Annotated in this window: 12 protein-coding genes; 5 read left to right on the top strand and 7 right to left on the bottom strand. The window is 44.8% G+C overall.

Features of this window, described 5'->3' with window-relative positions; all coding sequences use genetic code 11:
* Positions 1 to 358 precede the first annotated feature (358 nt).
* The 5 genes from FKN16_RS11890 (at position 359) to pdxY (ending at position 6,073) form a co-directional block, all read left to right on the top strand.
* Positions 359 to 805 (top strand): helix-turn-helix transcriptional regulator, encoded by a 447-nt coding sequence (locus FKN16_RS11890; protein WP_031780583.1) that lies wholly within the window; start codon positions 359 to 361, stop codon positions 803 to 805.
* Positions 806 to 1,213: 408 nt separating this feature from the next.
* The gene (speF, locus tag FKN16_RS11885) at positions 1,214 to 3,394 is read left to right on the top strand and encodes an ornithine decarboxylase SpeF (protein WP_031780582.1); all 2,181 of its coding nucleotides are present in this window, start codon (positions 1,214 to 1,216) and stop codon (positions 3,392 to 3,394) included.
* Positions 3,395 to 3,455: 61 nt separating this feature from the next.
* Positions 3,456 to 4,766 (top strand): putrescine-ornithine antiporter, encoded by a 1,311-nt coding sequence (gene potE, locus FKN16_RS11880; protein WP_005396773.1) that lies wholly within the window; start codon positions 3,456 to 3,458, stop codon positions 4,764 to 4,766.
* 147 nt (positions 4,767 to 4,913) lie between these two features.
* Positions 4,914 to 5,102 carry an AbrB/MazE/SpoVT family DNA-binding domain-containing protein gene (locus tag FKN16_RS11875; protein WP_005396772.1) on the top strand — a complete coding sequence of 63 codons (189 nt, stop codon included), beginning with the start codon at positions 4,914 to 4,916 and terminating at the stop codon, positions 5,100 to 5,102.
* A gap of 101 nt (positions 5,103 to 5,203) precedes the next feature.
* Positions 5,204 to 6,073, top strand: coding sequence for a pyridoxal kinase PdxY (pdxY, locus tag FKN16_RS11870; RefSeq protein ID WP_085342499.1), 870 nt, complete (start codon positions 5,204 to 5,206; stop codon positions 6,071 to 6,073).
* Positions 6,074 to 6,145: 72 nt separating this feature from the next.
* Here the strand turns inward: pdxY and sstT are convergent, their stop codons facing one another.
* From sstT to malT, 7 genes are all read right to left on the bottom strand, one after another.
* Positions 6,146 to 7,363: a serine/threonine transporter SstT gene (gene sstT / locus FKN16_RS11865; RefSeq protein ID WP_005396770.1), complete on the bottom strand. Its 1,218-nt coding sequence runs from the start codon at positions 7,361 to 7,363 to the stop codon at positions 6,146 to 6,148.
* Positions 7,364 to 7,720: 357 nt separating this feature from the next.
* Complete coding sequence (rsgA, locus tag FKN16_RS11860) at positions 7,721 to 8,797, bottom strand: ribosome small subunit-dependent GTPase A (protein WP_085342500.1); 1,077 nt, start codon at positions 8,795 to 8,797, stop codon at positions 7,721 to 7,723.
* Between the two features lie 275 nt (positions 8,798 to 9,072).
* Positions 9,073 to 9,381 carry a PTS transporter subunit EIIB gene (locus FKN16_RS11855; RefSeq protein ID WP_046875700.1) on the bottom strand — a complete coding sequence of 103 codons (309 nt, stop codon included), beginning with the start codon at positions 9,379 to 9,381 and terminating at the stop codon, positions 9,073 to 9,075.
* Positions 9,371 to 9,985: an SCO family protein gene (locus FKN16_RS11850; RefSeq protein WP_170902760.1), complete on the bottom strand. Its 615-nt coding sequence runs from the start codon at positions 9,983 to 9,985 to the stop codon at positions 9,371 to 9,373. Before FKN16_RS11850 ends, FKN16_RS11855 begins: the two co-directional genes overlap by 11 nt.
* 9 nt (positions 9,986 to 9,994) lie before the next feature.
* A complete protein-coding gene (locus FKN16_RS11845; RefSeq protein ID WP_065646150.1) occupies positions 9,995 to 10,420 on the bottom strand; it encodes a hypothetical protein in 426 nt (141 codons plus the stop codon).
* Between the two features lie 251 nt (positions 10,421 to 10,671).
* Positions 10,672 to 11,589 carry a DUF368 domain-containing protein gene (locus FKN16_RS11840; protein ID WP_041853110.1) on the bottom strand — a complete coding sequence of 306 codons (918 nt, stop codon included), beginning with the start codon at positions 11,587 to 11,589 and terminating at the stop codon, positions 10,672 to 10,674.
* Positions 11,590 to 12,169: 580 nt separating this feature from the next.
* The gene (gene malT / locus FKN16_RS11835; RefSeq protein ID WP_005396763.1) at positions 12,170 to 14,878 is read right to left on the bottom strand and encodes an HTH-type transcriptional regulator MalT; all 2,709 of its coding nucleotides are present in this window, start codon (positions 14,876 to 14,878) and stop codon (positions 12,170 to 12,172) included.
* Positions 14,879 to 14,911 lie beyond the last annotated feature (33 nt).

The raw sequence follows: 14,911 nt of genomic DNA, 5'->3' as shown, positions 1-14,911 counted from the left end.
TCAAATAGAGGGATTTCCCTCTTTATCTACTTCTCCTGTTGGGCTCAAATCAAGTCTCTTCAATTGATAGTAATAATGATTGAAGAGCAATACTTGATGCCCAGAGTAATAGGTGAATAGTATTTATTACTTTATCTAATAATGTAAATTAAAAATTTTATTATAAATCTTAAATTGTGTTTTTATATTTAGGCATGGATTATTGATTTTATAATTAATTAGGCGCAAGATGACGTACAAATAAAATAGCATAGATAATATGCAGAATTACACTAGGAAGTAACTTTTTCATTACATGTTTCAGCAGGAATGGAGCGAATTAGTTTGCTCTGTTTTTATTTCTATTAGAGATTTGTGTATGTTGAGAATCATTAGTGCAGATAAATTCATCTCTTCAAGATTTATCTTAGAGTACAGTAAGGCTGAGTTCGCTTCTTTATTAGGCGTTTCCGTTGCTAAGATAAGTAATATTGAAAGTGGAAAATCTTCAATCCCCCCGGTGTACGATTACGCCATTAATTATTTACTTAGTGAGCATCCTTTTAAAGATAGTGCTGTTGACGCTTTATGCTCTCACGAAACGTTAAACTTTGCTCGGCGTATTGACGTCAACACCAAAGTAAAGCGCCTGTCCTGCAAGCGCTGCGATAGCCGAAGGCTGCACGTTATGGCAGGAATGAGTGGGTTGTATTTTGTTGAGTGTATGGATTGTAAACATACCATGTACTCGTCAGGCATGTCTGTAAAGCGTTATCAGCAATGGTCGAATGGTGGAGTCAAGCTAGATAGTCATTTATTCAATTAAGTTGTTTTTTCTTTATATCCAAAGTAAAGAGCCATCAATACATGTGTTGATGGCTCTTTTATTATGTGTTTAAATTTGGTTAAAAGTGGAGTGTTTTAAACTGCAATAATATAATTTAACTTATTATATAGTGATGGAAATCTCAAAACTTTATTTTCTTATAATAACCTTCTTTTTAATAATGGGCGTTGTCACATAATTATTGAAGGTTCTTTCCTTTTAGGTGCGTTTCAATATCATTGAGATAGAAGCTGGAAAGTGATGAAAGTCTCTAAATTTTAATTCGATAAAATAAGTCTTTTAAATATGAAAATTTAATCACGAAATTTGTAATTTGAATTTTAAATAAATATTTCGTTTGTAATATCTGTCCTTGTCATTTTTAAAGAACAAAAAGAGATATTTCAAATGAAACGTTTAATTATAGGTGTTAGTAATTACATGCCTGAAGACTTTAGCTTATTAGCTGAATCTTTAGATGAACAATTTAATCGTCACTTACTGCCTTTAGAACAAGTTGAATTAACCGACGTTGGTGCGGCTATTATTACGTCAGCAGACATTAAAGCGGGTCTGCACAGAATGATTTCGGAAACAGGGTACGGAATTCCTGTTTTCTTAGTGACCGATGAAACTCCAGTTTCGGCAGAAGATTACGTTTGGTTAACGGGGGTTATTGATTTAGAAAGACAATCTATCGATTACTACTGCCGTCAAATTAATGAAGCTGTGACTAAATATGAGTGTCGTCTGCTCCCTCCTTTCTTCAAGCAATTAACGCACTACGTTGAGATGGGTAACTCGGCGTTTGACTGTCCAGGGCACCAAGGTGGTCAGTTCTTCAAAAAACACCCTGCTGGTAAACAATTCTACGATTTCTTTGGCGAAAACCTATTCCGTAGCGACTTGTGTAACGCGGACGTGGACTTAGGTGACTTACTGATCCACGAAGGTTCTGCACACCAAGCGCAAGCACACGCTGCAAAAGTATTTAACGCTGACAAAACTTACTTCGTACTCAACGGTACTTCTGCTTCAAACAAAGTGGTGTGTAACGCGCTAGTAACTGAAGGCGATTTGGTATTGTTCGACCGCAATAACCACAAGTCGAATCACCACGGCGCGTTAATCCAAGCGGGTGGTATGCCAGTTTATCTAGAAACAGCGCGTAACCCTTGGGGCTTCATTGGTGGTATGGATGAGCACTGTTTCGATGAAGAGTATATTCGTGCTCAAATCGCGAAAGTATCTCCAGAGCGTGCACGAGATGAACGTCCGTTCCGCCTGGCCATCATCCAGTTGGGTACTTACGACGGTACAATTTATAACGCTCGTTACGTCATGGATAAGATTGGCCACCTTTGTGACTACATCTTGTTTGACTCGGCATGGGTAGGCTATGAACAGTTCATCCCTATGATGAAAGACTGTTCGCCACTGCTACTGGATCTGAAACCAGAAGATGCGGGTGTGATCGTGACTCAGTCTGTTCACAAACAACAAGCTGGTTTCTCTCAAACGTCGCAAATCCACAAAAAAGACCGCCATATCAAAGGCCAAGCTCGTTACTGCAATCACAAACGCTTTAACAACGCGTTTATGATGCACGCATCGACATCTCCTTTCTATGCGTTGTTTGCTGCATTGGATGTGAACGCGAAGATCCACGATGGTGAAGCAGGCTTACGTTTATGGAGCGACGCAGTTAAGACAGGTATCGAAGCGCGTAAAGAAATTCTCAAAAGTTGTGAGTTAATTCGTCCGTTCATTCCAAATGAAATTGAAGGTCAACCTTGGGGCAGTTACGACACTGATGTGATCGCGACCAACAAGAAGTTCTTTATGTTCGAGCCAGATGCAAACTGGCACAAGTTTGAAGGTTATGGCGAAGGTCAATACTTTGTTGACCCATGTAAATTGTTGCTAACCACGGCAGGCATTGCCGAAGACGGCAGCTACGCAGATTTCGGTATTCCGGCAACGCTATTGGCGAACTTCCTTCGCGAAAACGGCATCATCCCTGAGAAGTGTGACTTGAACTCCATCTTGTTCCTACTCACTCCAGCGGAAGATATGGGTAAGATCCGTCACCTTGTCGCGCAAATCAACCGATTTGAAAAATTCATTCGTGATGATGCACCTCTCAGTATCGTGCTACCAGGCGTCTACGAAGCGAACAAAGAGCGCTACCGTGGTTACACCATCCGTCAGCTATGTCAGGAAATGCATGACATGTACAAAGAGCTGAACGTGAAACAGCTACAAAAAGCGATGTTCCGCAGTGAATACTTCCCACAAATGGTTCACAAACCCGACGTGGCAACACGTAAATACTTCCGCGGTGAATGCGATTACCTACCACTTAAAGAGGCCGTCGGCCGCGTAGCCGCCGAAGGTGCACTACCTTACCCTCCAGGCATTATCTGTGTGATCACTGGTGAAATCTGGACTCAACAGGTGGTGGATTACTTCTTATCTCTAGAAGAAGGCATCAACCGATTCCCAGGCTTCGCGCCAGAAATTCAAGGTGTGTACCTTGAAGATGTCGACGGTCGCACTACCGCACATTGCTATGTCCTAAAAGATTAATCTACCCGTTCGCACCACGCTCCGGCGTCGGTGCGAACCGCTTATTCGTGGAGAATAATTTATGAGTACTGAAACTAAAAAAATGTCGGTGGTGCAGTTAACCATTCTGACGTTCATCAATATGGCTGGCTCCGGTATTATCATGCTGCCAAGTAAACTGGCGCAAGTGGGCACCATTTCTGTGTTGTCTTGGCTGATCACGGCAGCGGGCTCTTTGGCGTTGGCTTATGTGTTTGCAAAATGTGGTCGCTTTAGTAAACGTGACGGCGGTATGAACGGTTACGCGTCTTACGCATTCGGTAAATCGGGTGCGTTTATGGCGGGCTGGACTTACGGTTTGTCGCTCCTTATTGCGAATATTGCGATCGCGATTACCTGTGTGGGTTACGGCTCCGCATTTTTTGAAGTGACCCTATCTCCGGTCGAAACCTGTTTGTATACCATCGCCATTCTTTGGATTTGTACTTTCGCTAACTTCGGTGGTGCGAAAATCACAGGTCAAATCGGTACCTTCACGGTATGGGGTGTGATCCTACCGGTATGTTCGCTAGGTATTGTTGGTTGGTTCTGGTTTAACCCAACCATGTACATAGAAGCTTGGAACCCACACCACCTACCATTTGGTGAAGCTGTGAGTGCTTCTATTGCCATGACACTATGGGCGTTTCTTGGTCTTGAATCGGCATGTGCGAACTCAGAAGCGGTAGAAAACCCAGAGAAGAATGTACCAATCGCAGTATTGGGCGGTACGTTGATTGCTGCGGTGGTTTACATTGTATCGACAAACATCTGTTCTGGTATCGTTGCAAACTCTGAGCTTGCCGCTTCTACCGCACCATTCTCAACCGTATGGTCTGTGATGCTTGGCTCAGCAGCAGGTAAAGCGGTTGCTGGTATGGCGGTATTGGCTTGTGCGGGTTCTCTATTAGGTTGGCAGTTCACTATCGCGTCAGTGTTCAAATCATCTTCTGATGCGGGCTTCTTCCCTAAATTGTTCTCTCAAGTGGACAAACGTGGTACGCCAATCAAAGGTATGGTGGCCATCACGGTTATCCAATCGGTGCTGTCTTTAATGACTATTTCTCCAACGCTGAACGAGCAGTTCGAAGCGCTGGTTAACCTAGCGGTAGTAACGAACGTTATTCCTTACATCCTATGTATGGGCGCAATTTTCATCATGCAGCAAGTGGCGCACGTGCCAGAGCGCGAGATGAAAACCACCAACATTATCGCTCTGATTGGTTCCCTATACAGCTTCTACGCGCTATATGGTTCTGGCTACGAAGCGATGATGTGGGGCTCAATCGTCACCTTCCTAGGCTGGAGTGCTTACGGTCTGATTGCTGCCAAGCATGAGCCTTTAGCAAATTAAAAAATAATAATGAAAGAGCCTTCCCAAACACGGTGTGGAAGGCTCTTTGTTTTTAGGCGCTTATGCCAAGCCCAAGTCAGAACAAGGCTCTTGGGAATAAATATCCAATGATGTGAAAACTCATTTTCGACATTTGGAGGACGAAAGATGATAAGTCAACCTGTTAAAATCGGTGACGATACCGCCGTAGTCATTCCAAGCGTAATCCTGACTCAACTCGGGATAAGGGAAGGAGATACCCTAGAAATCGCACTGAATAAAGACAAAATGGAAATCAAGAAGATGGTGTTGAAAACCAGCGCTCCAACTTACTCTGAAGAAGTTAACGAGAATTGAGTTAGAGAATCTTGGTTTGTCGGATACACTACTGGTTTCGCAAAACTGGCGCTTGCCGCTGTCTTTGAACTATCGATAACAACAATAAGAGGTAAGGTACTATGCAAGGTATCCTCTCTATACAATCTCATGTTTCTTTTGGTCATGCTGGTAACAGCAGTGCCGTTTTCCCAATGCAACGCATGGGCTTCGAAGTATGGCCGATTCATACCGTTCAATTTTCTAACCACACGCAGTATCAAGAAGGTTGGACTGGGCGAGCGTTTGCGGCTGAAGACATTAGCGAGTTAGTGCGTGGTCTTAGTAACATCGGTGCATTGGAAAAGTGCCAAGCGGTGTTGACGGGCTACCAAGGCAGCGCAGAGCAGTGCCTTGCTGTTGAAGAAACCGTGACGAAGGTGAAGCAAGCGAACCCGAACGCACTTTATGTTTGCGACCCTGTGATGGGCGCGCCAGACAAAGGCTGTATTGTGGCGCCGGGTATTGCAGAAAACTTGTTAAACCGTCTGATGCCAATGGCAGATGTGATCGTGCCTAACCAGTTCGAGCTAAGCCAATTTGCAGAGATGGAAATCCACTCGTTAGACGATGCGATCACGGCATGCCAACGTGCACTAGCGAAAGGTCCAAAAATAGTGCTAGTGAAGCACCTTTACTGCCTAGAGAATGGCAGCTTCAACATGTTACTGGCAACGCAAGAAGGCATTTACTTAGCGAAGCGCCCTCAGTTTGAGTTTGCCAAACAACCTGTGGGGGTAGGCGATCTTATTTCGGCTATCTTCACCGCTGGATTATTGAAGGGCTGGTCTCCTAAACAAGCTTTCCAACACTGCCATGACGCGTGTTACGGGGTATTAAGCGCCACTTACCATGCAGGGGAGTGGGAGCTGCAAACTATCGCGGCACAGCAAGAATTTGTTGAGCCAAGTAAGCATTTCTCAATTGAAGAGGTGGTTCTGGCCACCGCGTAATTGAGCGCAAATAATTAGTATATAAAAAAGGGGAGCCATCATCGGCTCCCCTTTCTATTTGTTCTGTCAGTCTTACTGAGCTTTTTGCTGTTCTGATTTACAAACTGCTGCTGTGAAGACAACGTCTGTTGAACTGTTTAGTGCAGTTTCAGCAGAATCTTGAATCACGCCGATGATGAAGCCAACCGCTACAACCTGCATTGCTACGTCGTTTGAGATACCAAACAGACCACACGCAAGTGGGATAAGTAGTAGCGAGCCACCTGCAACACCTGATGCGCCACATGCAGAAACCGCAGCCACAATACTTAGCAGTAGCGCAGTCAGTAGATCAACTTCAATACCCATAGTGTGCACAGCTGCAAGCGTTAGCGTTGTGATAGTGATTGCAGCACCAGCCATGTTAATGGTCGCACCTAGTGGGATAGATACTGAGTATGTATCTTCGTCCAGTTTTAGCTTCTCACATAGTGCCATGTTTACTGGGATATTCGCCGCACTTGAACGAGTGAAGAACGCGGTTACACCACTTTCACGTAGGCAACGGAATACAAGTGGGTAAGGGTTTTGCTTAGTTTTAACGAACACGATCGCCGGGTTTACAACGAGTGCGATGATCATCATAGCGCCAAGAAGAACCGCCAGAAGGTGTGCGTAGCTTGCTAGTGCGCTAAAGCCTGTTGTTGCGAACGTTGAAGCAACCAGACCAAAGATACCAAATGGTGCAAGACGAATGATAAAGCGAACAATGTGAGACACGCTGTGGCTGAGATCTTCAAACACGGCTTTCGTTGTTGCAGATGCGTGGTGTAGCGCAAGACCCAGACCCACACCCCAAGCAAGAATGCCAATGTAGTTTGCTTCTACTAGTGCATTTACTGGGTTGTCGACCAGTTTAAACAACAGTGTGCGTAGAATTTCAGCAATACCTTGAGGCGGCGTTGCACCTTCAGCGCCGGTGACAAGCGTTAAATTGGTCGGGAAAAGGAAGCTTAGAACCACTGCTGATAGAGCCGCGAAGAACGTACCCATCAGGTACAGTACAACGATTGGACGCATGTACGTGTGCTGGTTTTTCTTTTGGTTCGCAATTGAAGCGGCAACCAAAATAAACACAAGGATTGGCGCGATCGCTTTAAGAGCACCAACAAAAAGGCTACCAATTAATCCTGCACTTTCGGCATGGCTTGGGGAAATTGTGGCGAGCAAAATACCAAAGACAATACCGACAAGGATCTGGACGACGAGGTTACCACGAGCAAATCGGGCAACGAGGCTGTTGTGTTGCATACATCATTCCTGCAATTTTATGCCAGAGCGAGCAGGGCAATAGTCCATCATTACACGGCGATAATGCCCTTGTATTGCAAGGGGTGAGCATTGCTTCTGGTCACTAAGACACATGATTATCAATTATCCTGTTTTTATAAATTCAGCCATTTTCTTGCTGAATATCACATATCTTAGCTTGGTAATATTTTGTGTCTAGTTTTAGTTTGTTTTTGGATTAAATGTTTGCTCAATGTTATTTAAATAAGATTTTTATGTTGAAAATTATCATTAGTTATGAGTAATGGTTTTTAATAAAGTTGTTAAAAAGGAGACTTTCGTCTCCTTTGATTTTATTGACAACTCAAACGTAACAAATCAATAACTTTGTTGGCGCCTGCGCTTATCACTCATGGCATTTCGAGTGAGTTTCCCGAACTGTCGACTTTGAGCTCGTTGTTCTGCCAAAGTCGCGCCGTTAAAGGCTTGTTCTCGCAATAGTTTTTGATAGTTATTGAAACGACGAACCTCCAGTTTGCCATTTTCAATCGCAGCTTGAACTGCGCAACCCGGCTCAGTTTGATGCTGGCAATCACCAAAGCGACAACGCTGAGCGAGAGCCTCAATGTCAGAAAATGCCTCACTGACGCCCACTTCGCAGTCTGCTAGTTGAAGCTCGCGCATTCCCGGAGTATCAATCAAGATGCCGCCATCAGGTAATAGATGGATAGAGCGCGATGTGGTTGTATGTCGCCCTTTGCTATCGTCTTCACGAATATGCCCGGTCGCCTGTTCTTGCTGCCCGAGTAATGCATTCACAAGAGTTGATTTGCCAACGCCTGAAGAACCGATAAAAGCGACGGTTTGTCCTTCTTCGCACCAGCTCATGAGTTTGGAAGCACTCTCTGCTTCTAAGCCGTTGACTGTCTCTATGACTAATAGAGGATCGAGTTTCTGTACTTGGCTTTTTAGTTCATCAATGTTGCCACACAAATCGGCTTTGGAAAGCACGATGACGGGTTCGACTTCGGCTTCATGAGCCAAGGCGAGATAGCGTTCAATACGACTTAAATTGAAGTCGTCGTTAAGGGAACAGACGATAAAAACGGTATCCACATTTGCGGCGATGAGTTGCTCTGCCACTTTGCTACCTGCTGCTTTGCGGCTAAAGAGGCTCAAGCGATCCAGTAAGCGAACAAATTGCTGATCGTCATTTAAGATAACCCAGTCTCCGACGGTCATATTGGGTAGAGAGTGGTGGGCATTGAGGTGGACTTGCCCCGTTTCTGTCGCCAATAGGTAACCACTTCGGTGATGTGCAATCACACGTGCAAAGATAGTGTCGTCGTAATCGTCTAGTGTCAGTTGTTGCTGAAAAAATGGTTTCCAACCCAATCGTTTTAGTGGGTTTGAAGTTGAAATTAATGTGTCACAAAAAGTATGTGTTTGATTCATTGTTGAATTATCCCAGACGCAAAAAAGCGCCTTAATACAAATCGCATTAGGGTCTAATTCGGATAGAGTTGACCCCGGTGAAGACCGGGCAGAGAAGGGGAGTTGTGGCTATGCCACGCAATTGGTGCGGTTAGGGTTACCCTTGCGATGCCCAGTTAGTGTTATTCAATACAATCATCATGTGTCCTCTTCGTTGGTTAATAAATAAGTGAATTAATTAAGCCAAGAGAGTATAGCCGCCCTTTTTCTTAGAGGGTAGCTATACTGCGAAAATATTAGCTTTGTTTGTTGATGCGCTCTTCCATTATCTGCGAATACGTGTTGGCTTTTAAGCCGTATATGATTTGGACATGACGCTCATCCAGTATCACGACGCCATGCGCGCCATGATTTTTGAGTGCATTTTTATCGATGATGGACGTCGTTCTAAGGGTAAGACGCAGCCGAGTCGCGCATGCCCCAGTTTCTAGCAGGTTTTCTATCCCCCCAATGGCGTCAATGATCGTATCGACGTCTTGTTCGACATTGGGGTTGGTTTGAGTTAGGAAACTGAAAAACTGTTTCAGCACTGACTTAACTGTCATTTGAGGAGCCTTCAGTCGTCAGTTTTGAAATGGCTTCAACAATCGGTGCCGGCGAGAGTGTATGAGGTACCTTGGTGATTAACGTGCCATCCGGCTTCAAGAAGTAAAAGTAAGAGCTGTGATCCAGCGTGTATTTGAGCTCCGAGCCTTCCAATTCGGTTTTTCGGAAAATAACACCATAGTTGTGTGCCAAAGGTGTGGTTACATCAAGAGGTGCCGATAGGCCTTCAATCATTGGATGGAAGTAATGGGCATATTTCGCCGAGGCATCGGCCTCATCACGCTCTGGATCTAAAGAAATGAACATTGGGCGCAGTTGCGCTTTTTGCGCTTCATCGATCTGATTTAGGGCTCCTGCTAGCATAGCAAGCGAAGTTGGGCAAACATCTGGGCAGCGAGTAAAGCCAAAATAGACGACTCGAATGCGAGGGTCATTCACATCGAAGATATTGACGGCTTGGTTATTTTCCCCAAACAATACCGTTTGTTGAGAGGTGGAACTATCCACTTGATCTGGCTTCGTTTTCTGATTATCTAAATAGCTTTTTACGCCAAACCCGAGGGCGAAAGCAACTACGAGAAATAGGGACCAATTGCGGCTCATAACGATTCCTTATCTTTGCATTTTTATAGCAGGGTAAACGGTATTCTCTCCATCACTGAGTTCACCAACCCAGGTCATGGCGTCTTGAGTGCAAACCGGCAGAATGATGTCACCTTGATATCGACCGGAAGCGACTTGCTTCAGTAAAAACTTGGGTTCTCCCATCTCCATTTCTCTTCCTGAAAGGCTTAGGACGAGTTGCTCAGCATCGCTTGTGTGCCACTCAACATTCAGAGTAGTGGGTACCAAGGGTTGAGCAGTATCTGCGTTGAGCGTCATCGTAACATTCTCTTGAACGCACGAGGCAGTAGAGAGAAAGCAATATTCATCTATCGGTTTGATCGGAGTGGATGAAGAAAAGCTTTTTAGTAAAGTCGGGGCATAAAATCCCGCAACCAGTGCGGCTGAAACAGCGGCGATTTGTAACACTTTCATTAAGGTTCAGCATTTATCACTTAACATTACCTGCATCGTAGCACAGAAGCGTCATTAGCCAACTCGTGGCCTAGATAAATTGTGCGTTGTGCCTCGATGACAGAGAGCAAAATAACCGCGCGGCTTAGGGGCTGTTGAATCAAGCCCATAAAGATTTTCAATTGCGATGATTTTCTCTTTGCCAACAAACAAGAACGAAGCCAATTGGCTCCGTTCTTGTTTGTTGATTCCGTATTGATTTGATACCGCAGTTACTTGTCTGAATCTGCAAATTTTTCGAGACTCAAAACCAGCGCAATGGCAGCAAGCATCATCACAACGGCAAGCACTAACTGAGAAGGTTGTGATGTTACGTGTTCAAATTCAAATGGTGATAGGTTGTGCTGTAGCAAGGGCACTTGCTCACCCTTTGAATTGGTGCGCCAAGTGATGGTTTCTTTCCAAGGCCAAATCTTTGGTAACGTACCAATCATTAAGCCTGTCAAAAACATCAGAGTGAAATCGCGGAACTTGCGTAGTAACCACGACAATAGATGCGAAAAGGACAGCAAACCAATCACACAACCTGACAAAAACAGCGCTAATGTATCGACTTGGAAGCCTTTCACGGCGGCTAATACTGGCGCATACATCCCAATCAATAACAAGATAAAACTGCCAGAGATGCCCGGTAAGATCATCGCGCAAATCGCGATAGCACCAGCGAACAATGTGTTAATGGCCGTTGGTTCCATGTGCAGAGGTTTAAGCACGGTGATGCTGTAAGCAAACCCGACACCAACAAGTAGAGTCACAAAGCGGATAAGATCACGTTGTTCAACCTGACGAATAATGTGATAGACCGATACCAAAATCAGACCAAAGAAAAATGACCAAAGTGGGATGGGGTGTGTGTCAAGAAGCCAAGTGATCAACTTTGCTAGCGTAGCAATGCTGGTGAAAATACCGGCAAACAGAGCGATAAGGAAGAAACCGTTGATGTGATTAAAGGCGGCTTTAACCCCTTTTTTTCGCCAAATAGAGAAAAGTGATGGGTTAATGCGTCGAATGCTCTCAAGCAGCGTATCGTAAATGCCGGTGATAAACGCGATGGTGCCGCCTGATACGCCAGGAACAACATCTGCTGCGCCCATGGCGATTCCTTTGAAGAAAGTAATTAAGTAGTTCATTGCTCTAATGCTAAGTCGTTTCGATGGCACAGAGTATACAAACATTGCGACGAAAAAAGTATGAAATAGTGCTGTAGCTACTGGGTTTTATATCCAAGCAATTGCTTATTTTTGTTACAGGTTATGAGGTGATTCAAATACAACGATATCTTAATATTTGGTTTACATTATTGAGATGATTAACTGTACTATCAATGGCCACGCCTGTTGCATTATGCAAATGCAATTTGATAATTGAATTTGCGTTTTGCTATATTTTATATAGACAAATTCACTTTATATGAGATCCTGTGCCCAAAAATAAGTCTTTGCATCTTGGCATGATTAATGCATAATACTGCTCGACCCTTCTTAAGCCGAGGGTCACCTAGCCAACTGACGTTGTTAGTGAATACAATTTGTTCACACTAAATATAAGCCAATCGCGATTATTGCGGTTGGCTATTTTTTTATATGAACAACGTTACTTACGTGCTTTGCAAATTGCACTTCCCTCGTTCTAGACTCATAAAAAAGGGCTGACGCATCACGCCAACCCCTTGTATTTCACTTTAGGTTTTAATCTGTTTTCTTGAGCTGATCAGTACCCCATCAACTGGAGTAAATTTTCAGCTGTCACAATGGCCTCTTTACGATTGGCGATATTGAGCTTTTGGTACAAGTTGCGAATGTGGGTTTTAATCGTGGTGCCTGCCACATCAAGCTCTTGCGCGATTTGCTCATTACTGAAACCAGAATAAATCAAACCAAGCACCTGCCACTCACGTTGAGTCAGTGGGCTTGTGCGAACCAGTTCCGGTACGTTAGGGTGGTTTACCAACTTCTCAATGAAGTCTTCATCAAAGTGAATAGAGCGGCTGCGCTGATTGGAGGAAATATCCTTCATCAATTGTTGAGCGCGGTGACGTTCTAGATCGCCTAACTCATGGCGGAGGCTTAACTTCTCCAGTAGCCCGCCAATGGTGGCGCCATCAATGAGGAAATTACCTACCATCCCCGTCTGGTTTGTCATCACTAACGCTTCTTTTAGCAAAGCTTTTGCTTGCTCTTCGTCTTTTTGACGAGCAGCAAACACCGCTTCGACCACTAAGTTGCGATTAGTATCTGTGATCAGGTTGGTTCGACGAGCTTCACTTTGGAGGAAATCCAATGCTGCGCGCGCTTCGGTATATTGACCTAAGTTGATGTGCGCTCGTGCAATGTTGCGCCATTGCAATTGTGAAAAGTGGTTGCATGCCGATTCAGGACGAACTGCAGTGTTGAGCCATTCTTGCATTGCATCGGTATTCCCGCGCGCTTGCCAAAACAGGATCAACGATAGTGAGGCGTTTGCTGTCCAATCTACGTGGTAAGTCGACTGCTTCATCAAATGTTGAATGTGCTCAATGAATTTACCGGCTTTGTCTAGCTCGCCACGGCCAACCGCAATACGCGCCAGCATCGAGTAGCTGTGTAAGTGCTTACTTGGCGAATGGTTTTCGAGAATTTGTAGACCTCGGTAGGCACATTCTTCTGCTTCATCAAGTCGGTTCCAGCACCAAAGCACTTGCGCTCGAATACGCAGCAAAAACTCGTGCAGAGGAACATGTTGAAGTTGCTGATCTTCAATCAGGCGGAATGCGGAATCTTGCAGCTCAAAGGCGGCTTGTACGTAACCTTGCGCAATCAAAATCTCGCTTTGTTGTAAAATTGCCCATAACGCTTGGTGGTAAACTTGGTACTGACGCGCCAATTTTTCGGTTTGTTGCATCATCGGTAACGCGCGGTCGAGTTTACCTAGCACGTGGTTAACTTCGCCAACAACCGAAGTCGCCACAATGCGGCTACGGTAAATCGTGTTATCAAGTTGGCTAAGTGCTAGCTCCGCTAATTCGAGTGCTTTCTCTGGCTGGTTGCTGTTGATAGCCACTTGAGCAAGTAGCGCGTTTGCTTGACCTTGATAATGAATATCTAACTCAATGTTACGCTTTTTATGCTCCTCTTCCGCTTCTTCAAGCAGGTGGCCTACTTGGTTATAACGATGCTGACTTTGAGCCAACCAAGCTCGGAGCATCGTAAGTTTTGGGTGGCTGAACAGAAGCTCAGCATCCAACTTATTAATTGAGCTTTCCAGTGTGCTGAGCTCGCCTTGGTTAAACATCTTCCAGCCGAATTCGTTTAGAATTTCTACCACCAAGTCTTTATCGTTCGACTTTTGTGCATGGTGAATCGCTTGGTGCGGTGCTTTTTGTTGTAACCAGGCAACAGCTGCATTGCGGTGGAGATCTTTTTCTTGCTGAGGAATACGCGCTTGGCGCTCATGAGACAAAAACTCACCAAATAAGTTATGGAATCGGAACCAGTTTTGCTCCCCTTCGAGCGGGTAAATGAATAAGCCGTAGCGGTTTAATGATTCGATCAAACCAAGCGCATCTTCGCGTTGGGTGAGGGCAAACACCAACTCATCATTGAAGTGGTCAAGCACGGAAACTTGCATCAAGAAATGACGAGTTTCGTGATCGAGTAGGTCAAATACTTCTTCGACCAGGTAATCCCACAAATGCGCGTGATTGAACTGAGATACCGACTCTACGGTTTGTGCCAATGTACGGTTTTGATGTTGCGCTTGCAACGCGATCAACTGCATCGCCGATGGCCAACCTTCCACATAGGTTCTGAGGCTGTTTGCCATGTCTTCGTCGATGCCATCGGCAATACGTTGATTAAAGAAGCGAGTTGTTTCTTCGGTATCGAACGCCAACATCTCGTTACCGATTTCGATCATTAAATCACGAACACGTAAGTTTGCAGTACCCAGAGGCGGCGCTGCACGACTTGTTACCACAACGGTGAGGTTGTCTGGCATGTGTTTTAAGAAGAAACGCATGGATTCATGGATTTCATCGTTGGTGATCAAGTGATAGTCATCCAGCACCACGTAGCACTCTTGATGAAAATCAGCCATTTCCGCGAACACTTCGCTGAATAAAGAACGTAGAGAAGAGATTTGGCGTTTTTCCGCCAGTTTTTGTGCGTTAGAGCAACTGAAGTTGGTGGCTTTGTTTAATGCTTGAAGTAGGTAGTTCACAAAACGAAAGCCGTCGTTATCGCTGTCATCAATGCTGTACCAACCGACGTTTGGTTTATCGGATAACCACTGCGCTGCCATGGTGGTTTTTCCGTAACCTGCTGGGGAGCGGAATAAAACCAATTTGTAGTAAGGCGCTTGCTGTAGTAAGTCCAACACTCGTGGGCGCACGATGGCATTGTGCAGGCGTCCTGGTCGAGTAAGCTTAGATGGAATCCACATTAGTAATTATGTCCTTATTTATGTATACCCAAG

Source organism: Vibrio sp. 11-4(1) (genome assembly GCF_013048625.1).
GTDB classification, from domain to species: Bacteria; Pseudomonadota; Gammaproteobacteria; order Enterobacterales; family Vibrionaceae; genus Vibrio; species Vibrio diabolicus.
Note: the sequence above shows the minus strand (reverse complement) of the source record. Positions and strands in the feature narration are given on the sequence as shown.

Excerpts from the sequence above, each read along its gene's own strand:
- FKN16_RS11890 (WP_031780583.1), top strand. The coding sequence starts at position 359 with ATGTTGAGAATCATTAGTGCAGATAAATTCATCTCTTCAAGATTTATC.
- speF (WP_031780582.1), top strand. The coding sequence starts at position 1,214 with ATGAAACGTTTAATTATAGGTGTTAGTAATTACATGCCTGAAGACTTT.
- potE (WP_005396773.1), top strand. The coding sequence starts at position 3,456 with ATGAGTACTGAAACTAAAAAAATGTCGGTGGTGCAGTTAACCATTCTG.
- FKN16_RS11875 (WP_005396772.1), top strand. The coding sequence starts at position 4,914 with ATGATAAGTCAACCTGTTAAAATCGGTGACGATACCGCCGTAGTCATT.
- pdxY (WP_085342499.1), top strand. The coding sequence starts at position 5,204 with ATGCAAGGTATCCTCTCTATACAATCTCATGTTTCTTTTGGTCATGCT.
- sstT (WP_005396770.1), bottom strand. The coding sequence starts at position 7,363 with ATGCAACACAACAGCCTCGTTGCCCGATTTGCTCGTGGTAACCTCGTC.
- rsgA (WP_085342500.1), bottom strand. The coding sequence starts at position 8,797 with ATGAATCAAACACATACTTTTTGTGACACATTAATTTCAACTTCAAAC.
- FKN16_RS11855 (WP_046875700.1), bottom strand. The coding sequence starts at position 9,381 with ATGACAGTTAAGTCAGTGCTGAAACAGTTTTTCAGTTTCCTAACTCAA.
- FKN16_RS11850 (WP_170902760.1), bottom strand. The coding sequence starts at position 9,985 with ATGAGCCGCAATTGGTCCCTATTTCTCGTAGTTGCTTTCGCCCTCGGG.
- FKN16_RS11845 (WP_065646150.1), bottom strand. The coding sequence starts at position 10,420 with ATGAAAGTGTTACAAATCGCCGCTGTTTCAGCCGCACTGGTTGCGGGA.
- FKN16_RS11840 (WP_041853110.1), bottom strand. The coding sequence starts at position 11,589 with ATGAACTACTTAATTACTTTCTTCAAAGGAATCGCCATGGGCGCAGCA.
- malT (WP_005396763.1), bottom strand. The coding sequence starts at position 14,878 with ATGTGGATTCCATCTAAGCTTACTCGACCAGGACGCCTGCACAATGCC.